Source organism: Klebsiella sp. MISC125 (assembly GCF_051131775.1).
Classification (GTDB): domain Bacteria; phylum Pseudomonadota; class Gammaproteobacteria; order Enterobacterales; family Enterobacteriaceae; genus Klebsiella.
In genome coordinates, this window is record NZ_CP180448.1 from 1230063 (window position 1) to 1248827 (window position 18765).

The following is an 18765-nucleotide window of genomic DNA, read 5'->3' on the forward strand; positions in this document are numbered from 1 at the left end:
CCTTAATCGTCGCCTTTGAGTTTTTTGCGCTCGACGTACAGCGTTGCCGCTTCACGAACAAAAGCTGCGCAAATTTTTGCCTGATAGCGGCTTTCGAGATCGTCAGCCATTGCTATCAGCTCTTCTTTGGTGGAACGATACGGGCGAAGAGCGTTGTAGATTTCAAGAATGCGATCGTCCGGTACTGCGGTCAGTTCGGCGGCGCGTTCAAAGTTCATCGCCAGCCTGTCGCGACCCGCATCTTTGGCGATAGATGCCTGTAAACGCAGGGTTTCCGGGGTAATACGCATATCCTGAGCGGTGACTTTATTGCTCAGCACGTTTTCCAGCGTGAAGTCATCCAGCGTTTTATTGGTGGCGGTTTTCACCCACTCCGGATGTTTGTTCGCCAGCGGATAATCGCTAACTTTTGCGCTACGGGTCGCGTCACTAGCGGCAGGAGCCGCCGCTGGCGCATCGCCCTGCAGGCTGTTCATGCGGCTCAATACGTCCCGAACCATCGATTCAATTGCGTCGGTATTCATGGAGTTATCCTTTATCAAAGCGCCACGCGCAGTTCCTGCGGGTTTTTGCCCGTCACGACGTATTTGGTCTCTTTAATGTGCAAAATGGCCGACTTCGCCTGGTATTTCGGGCGTGCCATCTGGTCATTAAGCGTAGGGACCGGCTGCGGTGATTCGCGCTTCGCATAGCGGGCGGCGTTTTTACCAATCTGCCGATAGGTTTCCAGCGTCAGCAGCGGGGCCTGCGGGAACAGCTCCAGGTTGGAGAGCGGCGGCAGTCCCTGTTGATGGATAACTGTGGTGCCTTTCGACTGGATGCCGATGGATATACCCGAGCCGCTCAGACGGTTGCCTTCAACGGCGACAAACGCCACGTCAGAGGATTTAAAGCAGCGAATCACGCGCGCTTTGACGCCTTCTTCTTCAATACCGGCAATGACTTCGCGCAAAATGCTCTTATGCGGTAAGCCGACGATATTGACGGTCTGCGCCAGGCCAAATGCCGGGCCGACGGCGATAATCACTTCGTCCTGCTGAGTGCCCTGGCGAGCTTCGCCCACTTCGGTCAGAAAGCCGTCGCCCGCAGGCGCAGCGGTCTGTGGTGCAGTGGATGCCGCAGGCGCATTAAACGAGACGGGTTTATCGCTGCCCTTCATATCGCGGAGCACGTCTTCAATTATCTGGCGCAGCAATTTTTCATTAATTTCCATTTCTCACCCCTTAATCAATCTCGTTGGGATCAAGAGCGCCAGGGATGTTTTTAATCTCTTCCCAGCGTTCTCCCTGCAGGCGATAACCCGTTGCCGGACCGGCATAGTCATTGACGTCATTAACCGCAGAGAGCACCTGTCCGTCGCCGACGATAATGGCGGAGGTGTGCAAATAGTCCCCGGTCAGCTTGGCTTTCTGGATGTTGAGCATGTCTTGCGCAACATCGGTAAACCCGCCCTGAGCCAGCGCTTTCACCACTTCCAGGCCGTTACGGTTTTTGCTGATGATTTCCTGTGCGAACTTGATATCTTCAACGATGTTACGTTCCGGCATATCTTTCGAACCATGGGCGTAGGTCGCGGCTTCGACTTCTTCGTCGGTAATTGGCGGCAGACCCATTCCGGCAAACACGGCCTGCAGGGCGCGAGCAGCTTTGTTACGAATAGCGATAACGTCTTCTTCGCGAACCGGACGCAGACCGCCGTCCACTTTCAGGTCGCGCTGGATAACGTTGTAATCGTCAAAGTCTTCCGCATCTTCGTTGGAGCCGGCGAACATGTTGTCGTAGTTCGGCACCGCGGAATAACCGGAGGAGATAAAGTCGGTACCCGGCAGGAACTGCATCAGCAGGCGTGCGGTACGACGCATATCGGAGTGGGTGAAGGTCTGGTCATTGCTGGAGGCGCATTCCAGATCCAGCGATGAGCAAATCAGGTTTTCCGCCAGCACCGCACGAATGCCAGATGGCACGGCAGACGGCACGCCGATACAGCTTACGGAGCCATTTTGCAGACCCTGAACGCCAGCGGCTTTAGTGATATAGATGCAGCGCGCTTCCAGATAAAGCATCGATTTACCTTCGGCGTAGCCCATCTGTACTTCAGAGCCAGAACCGGAGGTGAAGCGCATTTTCAGGCCGCGAGAGGCGTAGGACGAGGCCAGGAAGCCCTTCGACCACGGAGTATCGTCACCGTCGGTAAACACCGGCTCAGTACCGTATACGGAAATAGTTTCCGCATAGCAGGTGTGGCCTAACATACCGAGCTTCAGCTCGGTGGCTTCTTCCAGGGAGCACTGAGTCAGCACGCCCGGACGGCCTACCTGCGAACCTACCAGCAGCGCGATGGCGTTGAACGGGGCATAACGCGCTACCGCAACCGTCGTCTCTTGCTCATCAAACCCGCGCCATGCGCCTTCGGCGGCGTCGGCGGCAATTTGCACCGGGTTATCTTTGACGTTGGTGACGTGCGCCTGTTGAGAAGGGGTGCGGCGTGCGCGCATTTTCTGCATCGACATCATCATCTCGACGACGTTCATATGCGAAACCACTTCGACAATTTTCGCCGGGGTCATGGCGGTGGTCAGGGGGACGATGTCGCTGCGTTTTACGTTAGGATCGCACAGCATGTTCGCCAGCTTGACCGAATCCATCGCCATGACTTCTTCTGCACGATTCAGGTTAATACCGTAGCGGGCAATAAAGTGGTCGATCAGGTCGAATTCGCTAACCGGTTTCCCGTCCAGCTCGGTCACCGTGCCGTTGACGATTTTAATCGACGGTTTCGGGTCGTTCGGGCTTTCCATCGCGATAAAGCCTTCTTCGATCCACTCTTTAACGAAGCCGTCCTGATTCACAGGGCGTTTCGCGAGTGCTTCAAATCTTTTCGATCTCATGAATCAGCCTCGTGGGGTTTAGATGTAGGACGGGCGATCGTTTTTCGGTTCAGAACCGAGGGTCGCAAGGACGGTTTTGCCAATTTCGCGGGCGGAGGTGACCGCCTGACGGACTGCGCCGGAGTCGCCAGAAATCACCAAAATGGCTTCGTTACTGAAGCTAGTGCCGTGCGCCGGAGAGCTGTAAGCAACCACTTCAACGTTGGCTGATTTCAGAGCGGTATCGGCCATTAACACACCGACGGAAGCCGGAGCGCCGACGATGATGCCGCAGGCACGACCAATTGGCGCACCGAACGCTTTTTCAAGGGCGTAGCTGGCGCGGGCGGTGTATTGCAGCTCGATATGCCCGGCTTCGTTGCCGTAAACATCGCCGAAGGTGCGATCGAGCTCTTTCAGCGCGACTTCGATACCGCGCTTGACGTCAGAAACGTCGTTGCCGCCTAAAATAATCAGCGAACCGTGACCTGCTCCGCCTTTGGTATCGCGGGGAAGTTCGATGCTGACCACTTCGGTGTTAGTGGCTTTCACCGCTTCGTCCGCCGCCATAATGTGCGGACCTGCGCCGGTACGTGCGCCAAGAATGCCGATGGAGCGATAGCGCTTTTCAAGCTTCATCGCGTCCAGCAGGGCGGTATCAACGTTAGCGATAACCAGACCCAGGGTGTCGCCAATGGCGGTCCCGACAAATTCCGTTAAACTGCAGCTTTTTTCTGCCATAGCCGTCTCTCGTATAGGGTGGGGGTGAGTAGGGGTGGCCTGCTGTTCCGGCGTTGCCACTCGGGCAATCACCTGCGCCATGATCTGTTCAACCAGCTCATTGCTGCTCATTGGCTAATTCCCTTCGGTAAGATTTTTTCTACATCGGAGTGAGGACGTGGGATGACGTGTACGGCTTTCACTTCACCTACGTTGCGTGCGGCGGCGGAACCTGCATCGGTTGCCGCTTTAACCGCACCGACATCACCGCGGACGATGACGGTTACCAGCCCGGAGCCAATCTTTTCATAGCCCACTAACATCACATTGGCCGATTTAACCATTGCATCAGCGGCCTCTATGGCTGCGGTTAAGCCTTTGGTTTCTACCATTCCTAGTGCTTCTTGTTGCATAAAGACCTCGCATGGAGTGTTCCGATAGTTGGGACTATAAGAAGATGCGAGGAAAAAGAATGGCTGACTTGAATTTGATGATAAAAAAATAGTGAGCTATCAATAATATAAAATTGCCATTTAATAATTTAATTTATTGATTTTTATGGTTTTGTTTATTTATTGTGATGTGATTATTTTGTTTTGTGTATTCCATATTTACAAATTTGTTTATGACGATTTTAATTTTATCTGCTATGCGAAAAAAACGATTTGTGATGCTTGTTGGAAAACAGCGAGTTGGTTATAGCAATATTTTTGCATGCCTGGTGGGGTGATTAATTGCGAAAGCCGCGCGTGTGCTATGCCGCCAGCAATTATTTAATGGCAATAATTTGTTATCCATGCCCGAATTTTCCGGGGTGGCCGTCAGCAGGTTGCCAACAATTTGCAGACAGGAATTCATATAGTGGTGCCCGCTGTACTCTACTGCCAGCAGGATGTTGGCTGGTCAGGACACGAACTCTGCTAAGAAGGTGTCACAATGAATGATTCGCTAAAAGCGCAATGTACCGCCGAGTTTTTGGGCACCGGGCTGTTTTTGTTTTTCGGCATCGGTTGCCTGAGCGCGGTGAAGGTGGCGGGAGCAAGCCTCGGGTTGTGGGAGATTTGCATCATATGGGGATTGGGGATCTCTCTCGCTGTCTATCTGACCTCAGGAATATCTGGTGGCCATCTCAATCCTGCTGTTACCGTCGCGTTGTGGTTATTTGCTTGTTTTCCGGGACGAAAAGTTTTTCCTTACATCATTGCACAGGTCGCAGGCGCCTTTGGCGGAGCTGTGCTGGCCTACGTGCTTTACAGCACAATGTTTACCGAGTTTGAAGCCACACACCATATCGTGCGCGGTAGCGTAGAGAGCCTGCAGCTGGCAAGCATCTTTAGTACCTATCCGGCGGCATCGCTGAGCATCTGGCATGCGGCGCTGGTCGAAGTGGTGATTACCTCCATGCTGATGGGGATGATTATGGCACTGACTGACGACGGTAACGGTGTGCCAAAAGGGCCGCTGGCTCCGCTGCTGATTGGTTTACTGGTCGCGGTTATTGGCGCATCCACCGGGCCGCTTACCGGGTTTGCGATGAATCCGGCGCGTGATTTTGGACCGAAGCTGTTTACGTGGATGGCGGGCTGGGGTGATATCGCGATGACTGGCGGACGGGATATTCCGTACTTTATTGTGCCGATTGTTGCACCGTTAATCGGGGCCTGTCTGGGGGCGGCTATCTATCGTTATCTGATTGGTAATAACTTACCCTGTAATACCTGTAAATTAGAGGATTGATGTATCCGCTGAAATAACTAAAAATTTTCATGAACCGGTATCACGAAGTCGCCCAAAATGTCTCCCACGGATGGGAGACTTTTGCTATCGTACTATTCTTTTATCGTTGCAGGTGAATGATGATGAAAGGACGTAAATATTAATAAAATGTTTTATTTATAACAAAAAATTAACTGAGAGGTTTTATCATGATTTCTGCGAGTACACTGAACTCGGAACTCATCAATAAAATCGCACAGGATTTTGCGCAGGCCACCAGTCTGGCCGTTGTGGTAGTCAATATTCACGGTGATGAAATTTCTGAGCTGTTTAATTTCACTCCTTTCTGCCAGCTTATGCGTCAACACCCCCAGCACAGCACCCGCTGTCGGATGAGCGACCGCTGCGGTGGCCTGGAAGCTTCAAAAACCGATCAGCTCTGTATCTACCGCTGCCACGCCGGGTTAACCGATTTTTCCATCCCTTTAGTTATTGCCGGGCACCTGGTGGGCTTTGTGCTATGCGGGCAGGTGCGCTTAAGTAACGATGTTGAACTCGTCGACATTTTGAACATCGATGACCGTTGGCAGACCGATCCTGAGCTGGTCAAAGCGTTCCGCGACGTACCGGAGATGGACTACTCGCGCGTCATTGCTTCCGCCGATTTACTCAAGCTAATAGTAGAAAATTGCCTTAAAAAACAGCTCAATTTTGTCGTGATTAAAGACAATCCGCAGCAGCCTGAACCCGCGCGCGCCAGCCGGGCCGTCAGCCCCCATGACAGTAAAATGAAGAAGGCGCTGCGCTATATCGATGCCCATTTGTCTGATGAGCTTCGCCTGGAAGACGTTGCCGCCCATGTTTATCTCAGCCCGTACTACTTCAGTAAGCTGTTCAAGAAATATCAGGGGATTGGCTTTAACGCGTGGGTTAACCATCAGCGTATGGTGAGCGCCAAAGAGCTGCTGTGTCACAGCGACTGGAGTATCGCCAGCATTGCGCGGAATTTAGGATTTTCTCAAACCAGCTATTTTTGCAAAGTTTTTCGCCAGGCCTATCAGGTGACTCCGCAGGCTTATCGCCAACAAATTAATGCCAGATCACAAACTGAACCATTTTAAATGACAATATTTTGTTATTGCCGATTTTTGATATGCCCCCGTATCTGCCTCATTATAAAATGAAAAACTCTCATCCAGAGCAATAAATTGTCATAGCGCAACAAATTAATAATGAGAGAGCGCTAAGCTGCACCAGTTTTTATTTATTTGATGGGATAGAGTGTTATCAGAAATTGCTTTCAGGTCGCCGCAGGCGTAATGAAAAGATTTTGCAATTAGATATTAGAGACGACGGAAGCCATCCAGCCTCCGTAAGATGTTCCAGAAATTATTCGAGTGAGGACTCATCCCGCTCGAGAAAACCGACAGGTGCCAGGGAAGGGGGTGTAAATCCCCCGCAGCCCCCGCTGCTGTGATGCTGACGAACCCATATTTGACCACTGATCGCGAGATTGGGAAGGATGGGAGAGGACGACGCTAAGCCAGAAGACCTGCCTGTCGGTGACTACCAACAACTTCGGTGGGAAGTGGGTTGCTCAGATGCGTACAGTCGAAAGACTGGGTTTACGCGCACCTCTACAGCCCTACCACCCTGAACAGGATCAGGGTATGGCAGCCAGGCAGCATGCATTTATTCTCGCAGGGACCGGCAGCGGTTGTGGCAAAACCACCGTTACGCTCGGTCTGCTCAGCCTGCTGAAACAGCGCGGCATGCGGGTTCAGCCCTGTAAAGTCGGCCCGGATTATCTCGATACCGGCTGGCATACCGCCGTCAGCGGCGTTGCTTCCCGTAACCTCGACAGCTTCATGCTCCCGGAACCGGTTCTCAATGCGCTGTTTTGTGAACAGATGCAGCAGGCAGACATCGCGGTTATTGAAGGCGTCATGGGTCTTTATGACGGCTACGGCACCGACCCGAATTATTGCAGCACCGCCGCGATGGCCAAACAGCTCGGCTGCCCGGTGATTTTACTGGTCGATGGCAAAGCGGTATCTACCTCCATTGCCGCTACGGTGATGGGATTTCAGCACTTCGATCCCAGTCTGAATATCGCTGGCGTTATCGTCAATCGCGTTAACAGCGAATCCCACTATCAGCTACTGAAAAGCGCGATTGAACGCTACTGCGCGCTGCCGGTTCTCGGCTACGTGCCGCGAGTGGAAGGCGTGGCCTTGCCCGAACGCCATCTGGGGCTGGTGACCGCCCGCGAATCGCTGGTCAACCAGCAGCCGTGGCGTGATTTTGCCCACACGCTGGCGCAAACTCTGGATATTGAACAACTTCTTACCCTCAGTCAGCTTACTGCTTTACCCACCGGGGAGTGGCCTGCGCTACCGTCGCCTGATGCCGGAGCAGGTTTGACTCTGGCGCTGGCAGACGACGAAGCCTTCAACTTTTACTACCCGGATAACCTCACCCTGCTTGAACGTTGCGGAGTGAATATTGTGCGCTTCAGCCCGCTGCATGATAGCGAACTCCCGCCGTGCCAGATGATCTGGCTTGGCGGTGGTTATCCGGAAATTCATGCCGCCGCGCTGGCAGCCAATACCGCCATGCTGGCGCAGTTGCGGGATGCGCATCGGCGCGGAGTGGCTATCTATGCCGAATGCGGCGGGCTGATGTATCTCGGCAGCACCCTTGAAGACGCCGGCGGTGAAATTTACCCGATGGCCAATCTTATTCCCGGCCACAGCAAGATGGGCAAACGGCTCACCCGCTTTGGCTACTGCGAAGCGAGGGCGATGCGGCAAACGCTGCTGGCAGCACCCGGCGAAACCCTACGCGGGCACGAGTTTCACTACTCAGATTTTATCCCGGAAAACCCGGCGGTGCTGGCCTGCCGTAAAGTGCGCGACGGCCTGACGCTTCAGCAGTGGTCGGGGGGCTGGCAGGTAGGCAACACTTTTGCCAGCTACCTGCATCTGCATTTTGCCCAGCGTCCGGCGATGCTCAACCACTGGCTGGCTGCCGCAAGGAGCGCCCAATGACGCTGCTGGCCTGGGGCGTGGCCTGGATCCTCGATTTTATCATTGGCGACCCGCAGAGCTGGCCGCATCCGGTGCGCTGGATAGGCAACCTGATCTCCGCCGTTCAGCGCAGCGTGCGCCGCTACTGCCACAGCGACTTTGCTTTACGCGTCGGCGGCGGGGTGATGTGGGTCATCGTGGTCGGCCTCACGTGGGGTATCTCCTGGGGCGTGCTGACGCTGGCGCAGATGATTCATCCGTGGCTTGGCTGGGTGGTTGAGGTGTGGATGATCTTCACCGTGCTGGCCGGGCGCTGTCTGGCGCAGTCGGCGCGGGACGTTGAGCGTCCGCTACGCGCGGGCGATCTGGCGGAAAGCCGCGTCAAGCTGTCGTGGATTGTCGGGCGCGACACCTCGCAACTTGAGCCGCAGCAGATTAACCGTGCGGTGGTGGAAACGGTGGCGGAAAACGCCGTTGACGGCATTATCGCGCCGCTCTTCTTTCTGCTGCTGGGCGGTGCGCCGCTGGCGATGGCTTATAAAGCGGTCAACACCCTCGACTCGATGGTTGGCTACAAACATGAAAAATACCGCGCCATCGGTATGGTCAGCGCCCGCCATGATGATGTCGCCAATTTTATTCCTGCTCGTCTGAGCTGGCTGCTTATCAGTCTGGCCGCTTTCCTCTGCCGTGAAGCGGGCGACCGCGCGCTGCGTATTGGCTGGCGCGATCGCTACAACCACAGCAGCCCGAACTGCGCCTGGTCAGAGGCGGCGGTTGCCGGGGCGCTCGGCATTCAGCTTGGCGGCCCCAATGATTACTTTGGTCAGCGCGTGGAGAAGCCGTGGATTGGCGACGCGACGCGCGACATTGCCGTAGACGATATTTCCCGAACGATTCGACTGATGTGGGTAGCCTCGACCCTGGCACTGGCGCTGTTTATGGCGACGCGGTACTGGCTGGTTGGCGTGGCCTGAGGACAAATAAATGCACTATATCCAGCAACCACAGGCGATTGAGGCGAAAAGCTTCGACATTATTGGCGACATTATTGCAGAAACTCGCCCGGACTACCGCTTTGCCAGCCCGCTGCATGAAGCCATTATCAAGCGGGTGATCCACACCACCGCCGATTTTGACTGGCTGGATATTCTGTGGTTTTCACCCGATGTTCTTGAGCGCCTCAGCGCAGCCCTGAGCCAGCCCTGCACCCTGTATACCGATACCACCATGGCGCTCTCCGGGATTAATAAAACCCTGCTGGCTAAATCCGGTGGCGAGTGCCGCTGCTATATCAGCGATCCGCGCGTAGTGGCTGAGGCGAAAGCGCAGGGGATGACCCGCTCGATGGCGGCGGTTGACATCGCGGTGGCCGAAGAGGGCGAGAAGGTGTTTGTTTTCGGCAATGCCCCCACCGCGCTGTTTCGTTTGCTTGAGCATGATGTCGCGGTGAACGGCGTGATTGGCGTGCCGGTTGGTTTCGTCGGCGCGGCGGAATCGAAAGAGGCCCTGACGCAAAGCAACCTGCCAGCCATTGCAGCCCTGGGTCGCAAAGGCGGTAGCAACGTCGCCGCGGCTATCGTCAACGCCATTCTGTATCACCAGCAGGGGGCGCGATGAGCGAGCAATCCTTCGACTCCCCGGTGTGGCACAACGGCAAGGCATTGCGTAAAGGCTATACCACCGGCTCCTGCGCGACGGCGGCGGCAAAAGTCGCGGCGCTGATGGTGATGCGCCAGCATCTGATTCATCAGGTCTCGATTATTACCCCGTCCGGCGTGACGCTGTGTCTTAACGTCGAGTCGCCGCACGTCGAAGGACAGCAGGCGATTGCCGCGATTCGTAAAGACGGCGGCGACGATGTTGATGCCACCCACGGGATGATGATTTTTGCTCGTGTGACTCTTGATGACTCCGGCGACATCACCCTGCGCGGCGGTGAAGGCGTCGGCACCGTGACGCGCAAAGGGATTGGCCTGCCCATCGGCAGTCCGGCAATTAACCGTACTCCGCGCCACACCATTGAGTCAGCGGTGCGCGAAGCGATTGGCCCATCGCGCGGGGCGGCGGTAGAAATTTTCGCACCGGAGGGCGAGGAGCGGGCGCAGAAAACCTACAACTCACGGCTCGGTATTTTAGGTGGCATCTCAATTATCGGCACCACCGGGATCGTCACGCCGATGTCGGAGGAGAGCTGGAAGCGTTCGCTGTCGCTAGAGCTGGAGATCAAACGCGCGGCGGGGTTGGATCGCGTGGTGCTGGTGCCGGGTAACCACGGCGAGCGCTTTGTTCGCGAGCAGATGGGGATTGATTCTCAGGTGGTGGTCACCATGAGCAACTTTGTCGGCTACATGATTGAAGAGGCCGTGCGCCTTGGTTTCCGCCAGATTGTGCTGATCGGCCATCCCGGCAAGCTGATTAAAATTGCCGCAGGTATTTTCCACACCCACAGCCATATTGCCGATGCGCGGATGGAAACGCTCGTCGCGCACATGGCGCTGCTCGGCGCGCCGCTGGAGCTGCTGCGGCTGGTCAGCGAATGCGATACCACCGAAGCAGCGATGGAACATATTGACGCGTACGGTTTTCAGCATATCTACGACCATCTTGCCGAGCGCATCTGCCTGCGGGTGATGCAGATGCTGCGCTTTACCAAAGCGCCGCCCACCTGCGACGCCATCATGTTCTCCTTTGATAACAAGGTTCTCGGCAGCAATCGCCCGGTCGAAGAGATTGCTCGGGAGATGTCATGTTAACGGTTGTCGGCATGGGGCCGTCGGGTCTGCATCTGATGACGCCCGCGGCGCGTGAGGCGGTGGCGACGGCAGACGCTTTGGTCGGCGGCAAGCGGCATCTATTGCAGTTCCCTGAATTTCACGGCGAGCAGTTTGCGCTGGGCGCCAATATTGCCGAGCTGCTGGAATGGCTCGAAGAGCGTGAAGCGCAGCAAGTGGTGGTGCTGGCCTCCGGCGACCCGCTGTTTTACGGCATCGGCACGCGGCTGATTGCCCACTTTGGCATCGAACGCGTGCGCATTATCCCCGGTATTAGTGCGGTGCAATACCTGTGCGCCCGCGCCGGAATCGACATGAACGATATCTGGCTGACCAGCAGCCACGGGCGAGAGGTCTCTTTCGATGAGCTGGCTCGCCACAGCAAAGTGGCGATGGTGACCGACGGACGCTGCGGGCCGCGTGAAATCGCCGCCCAGCTGGCAGCGCGAGGAAAAGGGTATCGCTGGATGGTGATTGGCGAAAATCTGGCGATGGAAAATGAGCGCATTCACTGGCTGCCGGTTAGTGAGGTCGACGCTGAATATGAAATGAACGCGGTGGTGATCCTCGATGAAAGATGAGCTTTTTCTGCGCGGCGAGAAAGTGCCGATGACCAAAGAAGCGGTTCGCGCGCTGGCGCTGGCCAAACTTGAACTGTACCGGGCAAGCCACCTGATTGATATCGGCGCCGGTACCGGCAGCGTGTCGATTGAGGCGGCGTTGCAATACCCCTCGCTACAGGTGACGGCGGTCGAACGCAACCCGGCGGCTCTGCAACTGCTGGACGAAAATCGCCAGCACTTCGCCTGCGGCAACATTGAGATCTTGCCCGGCGAAGCGCCGATGGTGATAACTGAACGGGCAGACGCCATTTTTATGGGCGGCAGCGGCGGCCATCTTGGGGAACTGATTGACTGGTCCTGGCAGCAGCTCTATCCCGGCGGCCGTCTGGTGATGACCTTTATTCTGCAAGAGAACCTGAACTCCGCCCTCGACTACCTGCAACAACGGGGGATCGAACAGGTCGATTGCCTCCAGCTTAACGTTTCGTCGCTGACCCGGCTTGGCAGCGGCCACTATTTCAAACCGAATAATCCCGTTTTTGTTATCGCCTGTCAGAAGGAAGAAAACCATGGCTGAGACATTTGACCCCCGTAGTGTGTGGTTCGTTGGCGCAGGGCCGGGCGACCGTGAGCTGATTACCCTCAAGGGTTACCGCTTGTTGCAGCAGGCCCAGGTGGTGATCTACGCCGGTTCGCTGATAAATACCGAATTACTGGAGTATTGCCCGGCAGGAGCTGAGTGCCACGACAGCGCCGAACTGCATCTGGAGCAAATTCTCGACCTGATGGAAGCGGGTGTAAAAGCCGGGAAAACGGTGGTGCGTTTACAGACCGGAGACGTCTCGCTGTACGGTTCGGTACGCGAGCAGGGTGAAGAGCTGACTAAACGCGGTATCGACTGGCAGGTGGTGCCGGGCGTCAGCGCATTTTTGGGCGCGGCGGCGGAGTTGGGCGTCGAGTACACCGTGCCGGAAGTCTCTCAGAGTCTGATTATTACCCGTCTTGAAGGGCGCACGCCGGTGCCGGAACGCGAGCAGCTTGAATCCTTTGCCAGCCACCAGACCTCGATGGCGATTTATCTCTCGGTGCAGCGCATTCATAGGGTGGCGGAACGCCTGATAGAAGGCGGCTATCCGGCCACCACGCCGGTAGCGGTTATCTATAAAGCGACCTGGCCGGAAAGCCAGACCGTGCGCGGCACGTTGGCCGATATTGGCGACAAGGTCCGCGATGCAGGGATCCGTAAAACGGCGCTCATTCTGGTCGGGAATTTCCTTGGGGACGAGTATCACTACTCAAAACTCTACGCGGCGGACTTTAGCCATGAATACCGTAAAGCCTGAATCTATCGCTCTTTTCTGCCTGACCCCAGGCGGTGTCTTGCTGGCGAAAAGGTTGGCGGCAATGCTGCCGTTAACCTGCTTTACCAGCGAGAAGCTGCTGGAGGAGGGGTTTCTACCCTTTGAAAACGGCTTCGCCAACGCCGCGCGCGAGGCCTTCAGCAGCTACTCGGCGCTGATTTTCATCGGCGCGACCGGTATCGCGGTGCGCGTGCTGGCGCCGCTGGTTAATGACAAGTTCAGCGATCCAGCGGTGGTGGTGATCGATGAACGCGGGCAGCACGTCATCAGCCTGCTCTCCGGTCACGCGGGCGGGGCTAATGCTCTGAGCCGCTATCTGGCGGGAATGCTGGGTGCAGACCCGGTGATCACCACCGCCACCGACGTTAACGATATGGCGGCCCTCGATACCCTGGCATTCCAGCTTAACGCGCGGATGACCGACTTCCGCGCGGCGGTGAAAATCATCAACCAGATGCTGGTTAGCCATCAGCGCGTCGGCCTGTGGTGGGATGAAGAGCTGGATGAAGACGTCAATCACTGCGACCGGCGTGGGTTTATTACCGTTTCTGACCTGAATCAGCTTCCCGAACTGGATGCGCTTATTTGCATCTCTCTGCGCAACGAGCTGCCGGAGATCGCCGTGCCGCACTGGAAGCTGGTGCCGCAGCGCGTCGTTGCGGGCATCGGCTGCCGTCGCGATACGCCGTTTCCGCTGTTAGCGGCGCTGCTGGCGCGCCAGCTTGAAGCGCAGCGCCTCGATCCTCTGGCGCTGAAAGCCATCGGCAGCGTCACGCTGAAGAAACACGAGCAGGGGCTTATCCAACTGGCCTCCTGCTGTCGCGTGCCGTTTGAAACCTTTACCGCTGACGCGCTGCGTGAGCATGAACATCATTTCCCTGCGTCCTCGTTTGTTCGCCAAACGGTGGGGGTTGGGAGCGTATCGGGTCCGGCGGCGTGGCTGCTGAGCCATGGGCAACTGTTGGGCGAAACCCTGCGTGAACAGGGCGTCACAATTACTTTGGGAGTTTCACACTGATGTTAAGCGTAATCGGGATTGGCCCTGGCTCACAGTCAATGATGACTATGGAAGCGATTGAGGCGTTACAGGCGGCGGAAATCGTCGTGGGTTATAAAACCTACACCCACTTGGTGAAAGCCTTTACCGGCGATAAGCAGGTGATTAAAACCGGGATGTGCAAAGAGATTGAACGCTGCCAGGCGGCGATTGAGCTGGCGCAGGCCGGGCATAACGTGGCGCTGATTAGCAGCGGCGACGCCGGTATTTACGGCATGGCGGGACTGGTGCTGGAGCTGGTGAGCAAACAGAAGCTCGACGTAGAAGTCCGCCTTATTCCAGGGATGACCGCCAGCATCGCCGCCGCCTCGCTACTGGGCGCGCCGCTGATGCACGACTTCTGTCATATCAGCCTCAGCGACTTGCTGACGCCGTGGCCGGTGATTGAAAAACGCATCGTTGCCGCAGGCGAAGCCGATTTTGTTATCTGTTTTTACAACCCACGCAGCCGCGGTCGCGAAGGGCATCTGGCCCGAGCCTTCGAACTACTCTCTGCCAGCAAAAGCGCACAAACGCCGGTGGGCATCGTGAAGTCCGCCGGACGTAAGAAACAGGAAAAATGGCTGACCACCCTGGGGGAGATGGATTTTGAACCGGTCGATATGACCAGCCTGGTGATCGTTGGCAACAAAGCGACCTATATACAGGATGGCCTGATGATCACTCCGCGAGGCTACGTGCTGTGAACTATGGCGAAGTGCTGGTGATGGGCGGAACCAGCGACGCGCGCGCGCTATGCCAGCAGTTGGACGCGGCGCAGGTGAAATACACCCTGTCGGTGGCGACGCCGACCGGCCAGCAGCTGGCAGGCGATATTCAGGGACAGGTTCGCTGCGGGCGGCTTGAGCTGGAGGAGATGATTGCCTGGCTAAAGGCCAACCGTACCCGCTGGGTCATTGACGCTTCGCATCCCTACGCCGAAGTGGTGAGCCGTAACATCATCCGCGCCTGTGAAACCGCTGGCGTGTTGCTCAGCCGCTATCAGCGCCCGGAACAGCTTAGCGACCTGACGCATCCACAGCTTTATACCGTGCAGAGCATCGAAGAAGCCTGCGATGTGGCGCGGGGCTTTGGTCAGCGCGTGCTGCTCACCACGGGAAGCAAAGATCTGGCGCGCTGGCGGGCAGGATTAGGTGAAAAAACGCTGCTGGCTCGCGTACTGCCCGTACCCGATGTTATCGCGCAGTGCGCTGAGCTTGGCTTTGGCGTCGGCGAGATCTTCGCGCTATGCGGGCCGTTCAGCGCCGAGTTTAACGCCGCTTTTTACCGCCAGTGCCGCGCCGATGTGGTGATCACCAAGGCCTCCGGCGCGGAAGGTGGTTATCAGGAAAAAGTACAACCCTGTCTCGATGCCGGTATCCCCTGCATCGTGATTACGCGCCCGGCACCGCTGGTGACGGGTGAAGAGTTACTGGAAAGTCAGGCTGCCTTTGCCCAACGCTTAGCGCGCTGGCTGGCCGCTGCTTAAGGAGTCAGAAATGAAAAAAGCGCTTCTGGTGATCAGTTTTGGCACCAGCTATCCCGACACCTGTGAAAAGAACATTGTCGCCTGCGAGCGTGAGCTGGCGGCCAGCTGTCCTGACCGCGACACGTTTCGCGCCTTTACCTCCGGGATGATTATTCGCAAGCTCAAGCAGCGTGATGGTATCGAGATTGATACGCCGTTGCAGGCTTTGCAGAAGCTCGCCGAACAGGGCTATCAGGATGTGGCGATTCAATCGCTGCATATCATTAACGGCGATGAGTACGAAAAAATCGTTCGCGAAGTGCAAAGCATGCGCCCGCTATTCGCCCGCTTGACGCTGGGCGCGCCGCTGCTGAGCAGCCATGACGATTATGTTCAACTGATGCACGCACTGCGTCAGCAGATGCCGCCGCTTGCTGAGAAAGAAACGGTGGTCTTTATGGGGCACGGTGCCAGTCATCACGCCTTCGCCGCCTACGCCTGTCTGGACCATATGATGACCGCCCAGCGCTTTCCGGCGCGGGTTGGGGCAGTCGAAAGTTATCCAGAAGTCGACATTCTTATCGACAGCCTGCGCCAGCAGGAGGTTACCGGCGTTCACCTGATGCCGTTGATGCTGGTGGCGGGCGATCATGCCATCAACGATATGGCCTCCGATGAAGAGGACTCCTGGAAAACGTTGTTCAACGCCGCCGGTATTCCGGCGACGCCGTGGCTTAGCGGGCTGGGAGAGAACCCGGCGGTGCGCGCGATGTTCGTCGCCCATCTACAGCAGGCGCTGAATCTGGCAATGGAGGAGGCGGCATGAGCGGCAAACTGTATGCCCTGAGCACCGGGCCGGGCGCGTCTGACCTGATTACCGTTCGCGCGGCGCGCATTCTTGGCAAACTGGATATTCTCTACGCCCCCGCTGGACGTAAAGGCGGCGACAGCCTGGCGCTCTCCATCGTGCGCGAATATATCGGCGAACAGACCGAAGTACGCTGCTGCCATTTTCCGATGAGCGCCGACAGTGCGGAAAAAGAGGCGGTCTGGGACGAAGTTGCCGCCGCGCTGGTGCATGAAGTAGAGGCGGGTAAACAGGTCGGGTTTATTACCCTCGGCGACGCCATGCTGTTCAGCACCTGGGTGTTCTTACTCCAGCGTATCGGCTGTGCGGACTGGCTGGAAATTGTTCCTGGCGTCACCTCTTTCGCCGCCATCGCCGCGCGTTCGAAAACGCCGCTGGCCATGGAGCAACAGTCGCTGGCGGTGGTCTCATGCACCGCGCCGGAAGAAGAAATTGAACAGGCACTACGCCAGCATGAAAGCCTGGTGCTGATGAAGGTCTACGGCCGCTTTGCGCGTATCAAAGCCCTGCTGGCCAAAAACGGCCTGCTCGATGCCGCGCTGATGATGTCCGAGGCCACGCTGCCCGGCGAACAGTGCTGGCGTCATCTGAATGATGTCAGCGACGAACAGCCGCTGCCCTATTTTTCGACCATCCTGGTGAATAAACAGTGGGAGTATGCAGAATGAAACTTGAACAACAGCTAAAACAGCTGTCTTTCAGCGGGTTAGCTGCGGCGCTATTGCTGATAGTGGTTCCCGAAAAGGCCTTCGCGATGCACATCATGGAGGGATTTTTACCCCCGATGTGGGCCCTGGCATGGTGGCTGCTGTTTCTGCCTTGCCTGTGGTACGGGCTGGTGCGCCTGCGCCGTATTGTGCAGGAAGATAACAATCAGAAGGTACTGCTGGCGCTGTGCGGAGCGTTTATTTTTGTGCTCTCGGCGCTGAAAATTCCTTCCGTTACCGGCAGCTGTTCGCACCCGACCGGCGTCGGCCTGGCGGTCATCCTGTTCGGGCCGGGCGTAGTGGCGATCCTTGGCGCTATCGTGCTGCTGTTCCAGGCGCTGCTGCTGGCGCACGGCGGGCTGACAACGCTCGGCGCTAACGGCATGTCGATGGCGGTGATTGGGCCGGTGGTCGGCTATATGGTGTGGAAAATGGCCTGCCGCGCGGGGATTCGCCGCGACGTCGGGGTATTTCTCTGCGCGATGCTGGCGGATCTGGTGACCTACTTTGTCACCTCCGTGCAGCTTGGCGTGGCCTTCCCGGATCCGACGGCGGGCGCAACCGGCTCGATCGTCAAATTCATGGGGATCTTCTGCCTGACGCAGATCCCGATCGCCATCGCTGAAGGGTTGTTAACCGTCATGATCTACGACCAGTTGACCAAACGTCAACTGATCACCGCACAGACCGCACAGGGGCATTAACATGAAAAAGACGCTGATATTGTTAGCCATGGTAGTGGCGCTGGTGATCCTGCCGTTCTTTATCGATCACGGCGGTGAATTTGGCGGTTCGGATGGTGAAGCGGAGAGCCAGATTCAGGTGGTTGCACCGCACTATGAGCCATGGTTCCAGCCGCTGTACGAACCGGCAAGCGGGGAGATTGAAAGTCTGCTGTTTACCCTCCAGGGCTCCCTTGGCGCGGCGGTGATTTTCTATATTCTGGGCTACAGCAAAGGCAGACAACGCCGTGATGACCGGGTTTGACAGACTAAGCTATCAAAGCCGCTGGTTCCACGTCGCGCCAGAGCGCAAGTTTCTGTTCTGGCTGCTGCTGATGGTACTGGCCTTTACCCTGCCTCCGCTGGGGCAGGGTATTGAAATGGTGCTGATTGCCGCCTTAACTTGTTGGCTGCTGCGGGTTTCGTTATGGCGCTGGTGCCGCTGGATGGCGCTGCCGTTCGGCTTCCTGTTGATCGGCGTGCTGACCATTCTGTTTAGCATCAGCCGCGATCCGCATGCTCTGCTGGTGAGCGTTCCGCTGGGAAGCTACTGGCTGGGCATCACGTCAGCGGGGCTGAATACCGCTAATGAGACCTTCTGGCGCAGCCTGGCGGCGCTGGCGTCAACCTTCTGGCTAGTGCTGAACCTGCCGTTCCCGCAGCTGATTTTGCTGCTTAAGCGCGGTCGGGTACCAAGACTGTTGACCGAGCAAATCCTGCTGACCTGGCGCTTTATTTTTATTCTGTTGGACGAAGCGCTGGCGATTCACCGTGCGCAAACTTTGCGTTTTGGCTACCGTAGCGTGCCGAAAGGTTATCGCTCGCTGGCGATGCTGGTGGGGTTGCTGTTTACCCGGGTGATGATCCGCTACCAACAAATGAGCACCACGCTGGATATCAAACTGTACCAGGGTGATTTTCACCTCTAAGGATA

Annotated in this window: 22 protein-coding genes and 1 riboswitch; of the genes, 17 read left to right on the forward strand and 5 right to left on the reverse strand. The window is 56.7% G+C overall.

What is annotated here, in order from left to right; translation table 11 throughout:
• Window positions 1-2: 2 nt before the first annotated feature.
• The 5 genes from pduE to pduA are packed head-to-tail and all read right to left on the reverse strand — an operon-like array spanning window position 3 to window position 4000.
• Entirely contained in the window at window positions 3-524 is a 522-nt protein-coding gene (pduE, locus tag ACMYSL_RS05845) for a propanediol dehydratase small subunit PduE (RefSeq protein ID WP_110276477.1), read from the reverse strand.
• A 14-nt stretch (window positions 525-538) separates the two neighbouring features.
• Entirely contained in the window at window positions 539-1213 is a 675-nt protein-coding gene (gene pduD / locus ACMYSL_RS05850) for a propanediol dehydratase medium subunit PduD (protein WP_112213932.1), read from the reverse strand.
• Between the two features lie 10 nt (window positions 1214-1223).
• A complete protein-coding gene (gene pduC / locus ACMYSL_RS05855) occupies window positions 1224-2888 on the reverse strand; it encodes a propanediol dehydratase large subunit PduC (RefSeq protein ID WP_434661713.1) in 1665 nt (554 codons plus the stop codon).
• 18 nt (window positions 2889-2906) lie between these two features.
• Window positions 2907-3719, reverse strand: coding sequence for a propanediol utilization microcompartment protein PduB (gene pduB / locus ACMYSL_RS05860; protein ID WP_110276480.1), 813 nt, complete (start codon window positions 3717-3719; stop codon window positions 2907-2909).
• Window positions 3716-4000 (reverse strand): propanediol utilization microcompartment protein PduA, encoded by a 285-nt coding sequence (gene pduA / locus ACMYSL_RS05865; RefSeq protein WP_110276481.1) that lies wholly within the window; start codon window positions 3998-4000, stop codon window positions 3716-3718. The genes pduB and pduA overlap by 4 nt, the downstream gene beginning before the upstream one ends.
• Window positions 4001-4523: 523 nt before the next feature.
• Here pduA and pduF point away from each other — a divergent pair.
• From pduF to ACMYSL_RS05950, 17 genes are all read left to right on the forward strand, one after another.
• Window positions 4524-5324, forward strand: a complete 801-nt coding sequence (gene pduF / locus ACMYSL_RS05870; RefSeq protein WP_434661715.1) for a propanediol diffusion facilitator PduF — start codon at window positions 4524-4526, stop codon at window positions 5322-5324.
• 188 nt (window positions 5325-5512) lie between these two features.
• On the forward strand, window positions 5513-6424 hold the full coding sequence (gene pocR / locus ACMYSL_RS05875) for a transcriptional regulator PocR (protein WP_434661716.1): 912 nt from the start codon (window positions 5513-5515) through the stop codon (window positions 6422-6424).
• 290 nt (window positions 6425-6714) lie between these two features.
• Window positions 6715-6877, forward strand: a riboswitch (cobalamin riboswitch).
• A 96-nt stretch (window positions 6878-6973) separates the two neighbouring features.
• Entirely contained in the window at window positions 6974-8353 is a 1380-nt protein-coding gene (locus ACMYSL_RS05880; protein WP_434661717.1) for a cobyrinate a,c-diamide synthase, read from the forward strand.
• Window positions 8350-9309, forward strand: coding sequence for an adenosylcobinamide-phosphate synthase CbiB (gene cbiB, locus ACMYSL_RS05885; protein ID WP_434661719.1), 960 nt, complete (start codon window positions 8350-8352; stop codon window positions 9307-9309). Before ACMYSL_RS05880 ends, cbiB begins: the two co-directional genes overlap by 4 nt.
• 10 nt (window positions 9310-9319) lie before the next feature.
• Window positions 9320-9952 (forward strand): cobalt-precorrin-8 methylmutase, encoded by a 633-nt coding sequence (locus tag ACMYSL_RS05890; RefSeq protein ID WP_304253324.1) that lies wholly within the window; start codon window positions 9320-9322, stop codon window positions 9950-9952.
• The gene (cbiD, locus tag ACMYSL_RS05895) at window positions 9949-11088 is read left to right on the forward strand and encodes a cobalt-precorrin-5B (C(1))-methyltransferase CbiD (protein ID WP_434661720.1); all 1140 of its coding nucleotides are present in this window, start codon (window positions 9949-9951) and stop codon (window positions 11086-11088) included. Before ACMYSL_RS05890 ends, cbiD begins: the two co-directional genes overlap by 4 nt.
• Window positions 11082-11687, forward strand: a complete 606-nt coding sequence (locus ACMYSL_RS05900) for a cobalt-precorrin-7 (C(5))-methyltransferase (protein WP_112213925.1) — start codon at window positions 11082-11084, stop codon at window positions 11685-11687. The genes cbiD and ACMYSL_RS05900 overlap by 7 nt, the downstream gene beginning before the upstream one ends.
• The gene (locus ACMYSL_RS05905; protein ID WP_434661721.1) at window positions 11677-12246 is read left to right on the forward strand and encodes a decarboxylating cobalt-precorrin-6B (C(15))-methyltransferase; all 570 of its coding nucleotides are present in this window, start codon (window positions 11677-11679) and stop codon (window positions 12244-12246) included. The genes ACMYSL_RS05900 and ACMYSL_RS05905 overlap by 11 nt, the downstream gene beginning before the upstream one ends.
• The gene (locus ACMYSL_RS05910; RefSeq protein WP_105274013.1) at window positions 12239-13012 is read left to right on the forward strand and encodes a cobalt-precorrin-4 methyltransferase; all 774 of its coding nucleotides are present in this window, start codon (window positions 12239-12241) and stop codon (window positions 13010-13012) included. Before ACMYSL_RS05905 ends, ACMYSL_RS05910 begins: the two co-directional genes overlap by 8 nt.
• Window positions 12993-14048 carry a cobalt-precorrin 5A hydrolase gene (cbiG, locus tag ACMYSL_RS05915; RefSeq protein ID WP_304253318.1) on the forward strand — a complete coding sequence of 352 codons (1056 nt, stop codon included), beginning with the start codon at window positions 12993-12995 and terminating at the stop codon, window positions 14046-14048. Before ACMYSL_RS05910 ends, cbiG begins: the two co-directional genes overlap by 20 nt.
• Window positions 14048-14773, forward strand: coding sequence for a precorrin-3B C(17)-methyltransferase (locus tag ACMYSL_RS05920; RefSeq protein ID WP_110275916.1), 726 nt, complete (start codon window positions 14048-14050; stop codon window positions 14771-14773). Before cbiG ends, ACMYSL_RS05920 begins: the two co-directional genes overlap by 1 nt.
• Window positions 14770-15555: a cobalt-precorrin-6A reductase gene (locus ACMYSL_RS05925; RefSeq protein ID WP_434661724.1), complete on the forward strand. Its 786-nt coding sequence runs from the start codon at window positions 14770-14772 to the stop codon at window positions 15553-15555. The genes ACMYSL_RS05920 and ACMYSL_RS05925 overlap by 4 nt, the downstream gene beginning before the upstream one ends.
• A gap of 10 nt (window positions 15556-15565) precedes the next feature.
• Window positions 15566-16360 (forward strand): sirohydrochlorin cobaltochelatase, encoded by a 795-nt coding sequence (cbiK, locus tag ACMYSL_RS05930; protein ID WP_182234618.1) that lies wholly within the window; start codon window positions 15566-15568, stop codon window positions 16358-16360.
• Entirely contained in the window at window positions 16357-17070 is a 714-nt protein-coding gene (locus tag ACMYSL_RS05935; protein ID WP_142463328.1) for a cobalt-factor II C(20)-methyltransferase, read from the forward strand. The genes cbiK and ACMYSL_RS05935 overlap by 4 nt, the downstream gene beginning before the upstream one ends.
• A complete protein-coding gene (gene cbiM, locus ACMYSL_RS05940) occupies window positions 17067-17813 on the forward strand; it encodes a cobalt ECF transporter S component CbiM (RefSeq protein ID WP_110275912.1) in 747 nt (248 codons plus the stop codon). The genes ACMYSL_RS05935 and cbiM overlap by 4 nt, the downstream gene beginning before the upstream one ends.
• Window position 17814: 1 nt before the next feature.
• Complete coding sequence (locus ACMYSL_RS05945) at window positions 17815-18096, forward strand: energy-coupling factor ABC transporter substrate-binding protein (protein ID WP_109212485.1); 282 nt, start codon at window positions 17815-17817, stop codon at window positions 18094-18096.
• Window positions 18083-18760, forward strand: a complete 678-nt coding sequence (locus ACMYSL_RS05950; protein WP_142982688.1) for an energy-coupling factor ABC transporter transmembrane protein — start codon at window positions 18083-18085, stop codon at window positions 18758-18760. Before ACMYSL_RS05945 ends, ACMYSL_RS05950 begins: the two co-directional genes overlap by 14 nt.
• Window positions 18761-18765 lie beyond the last annotated feature (5 nt).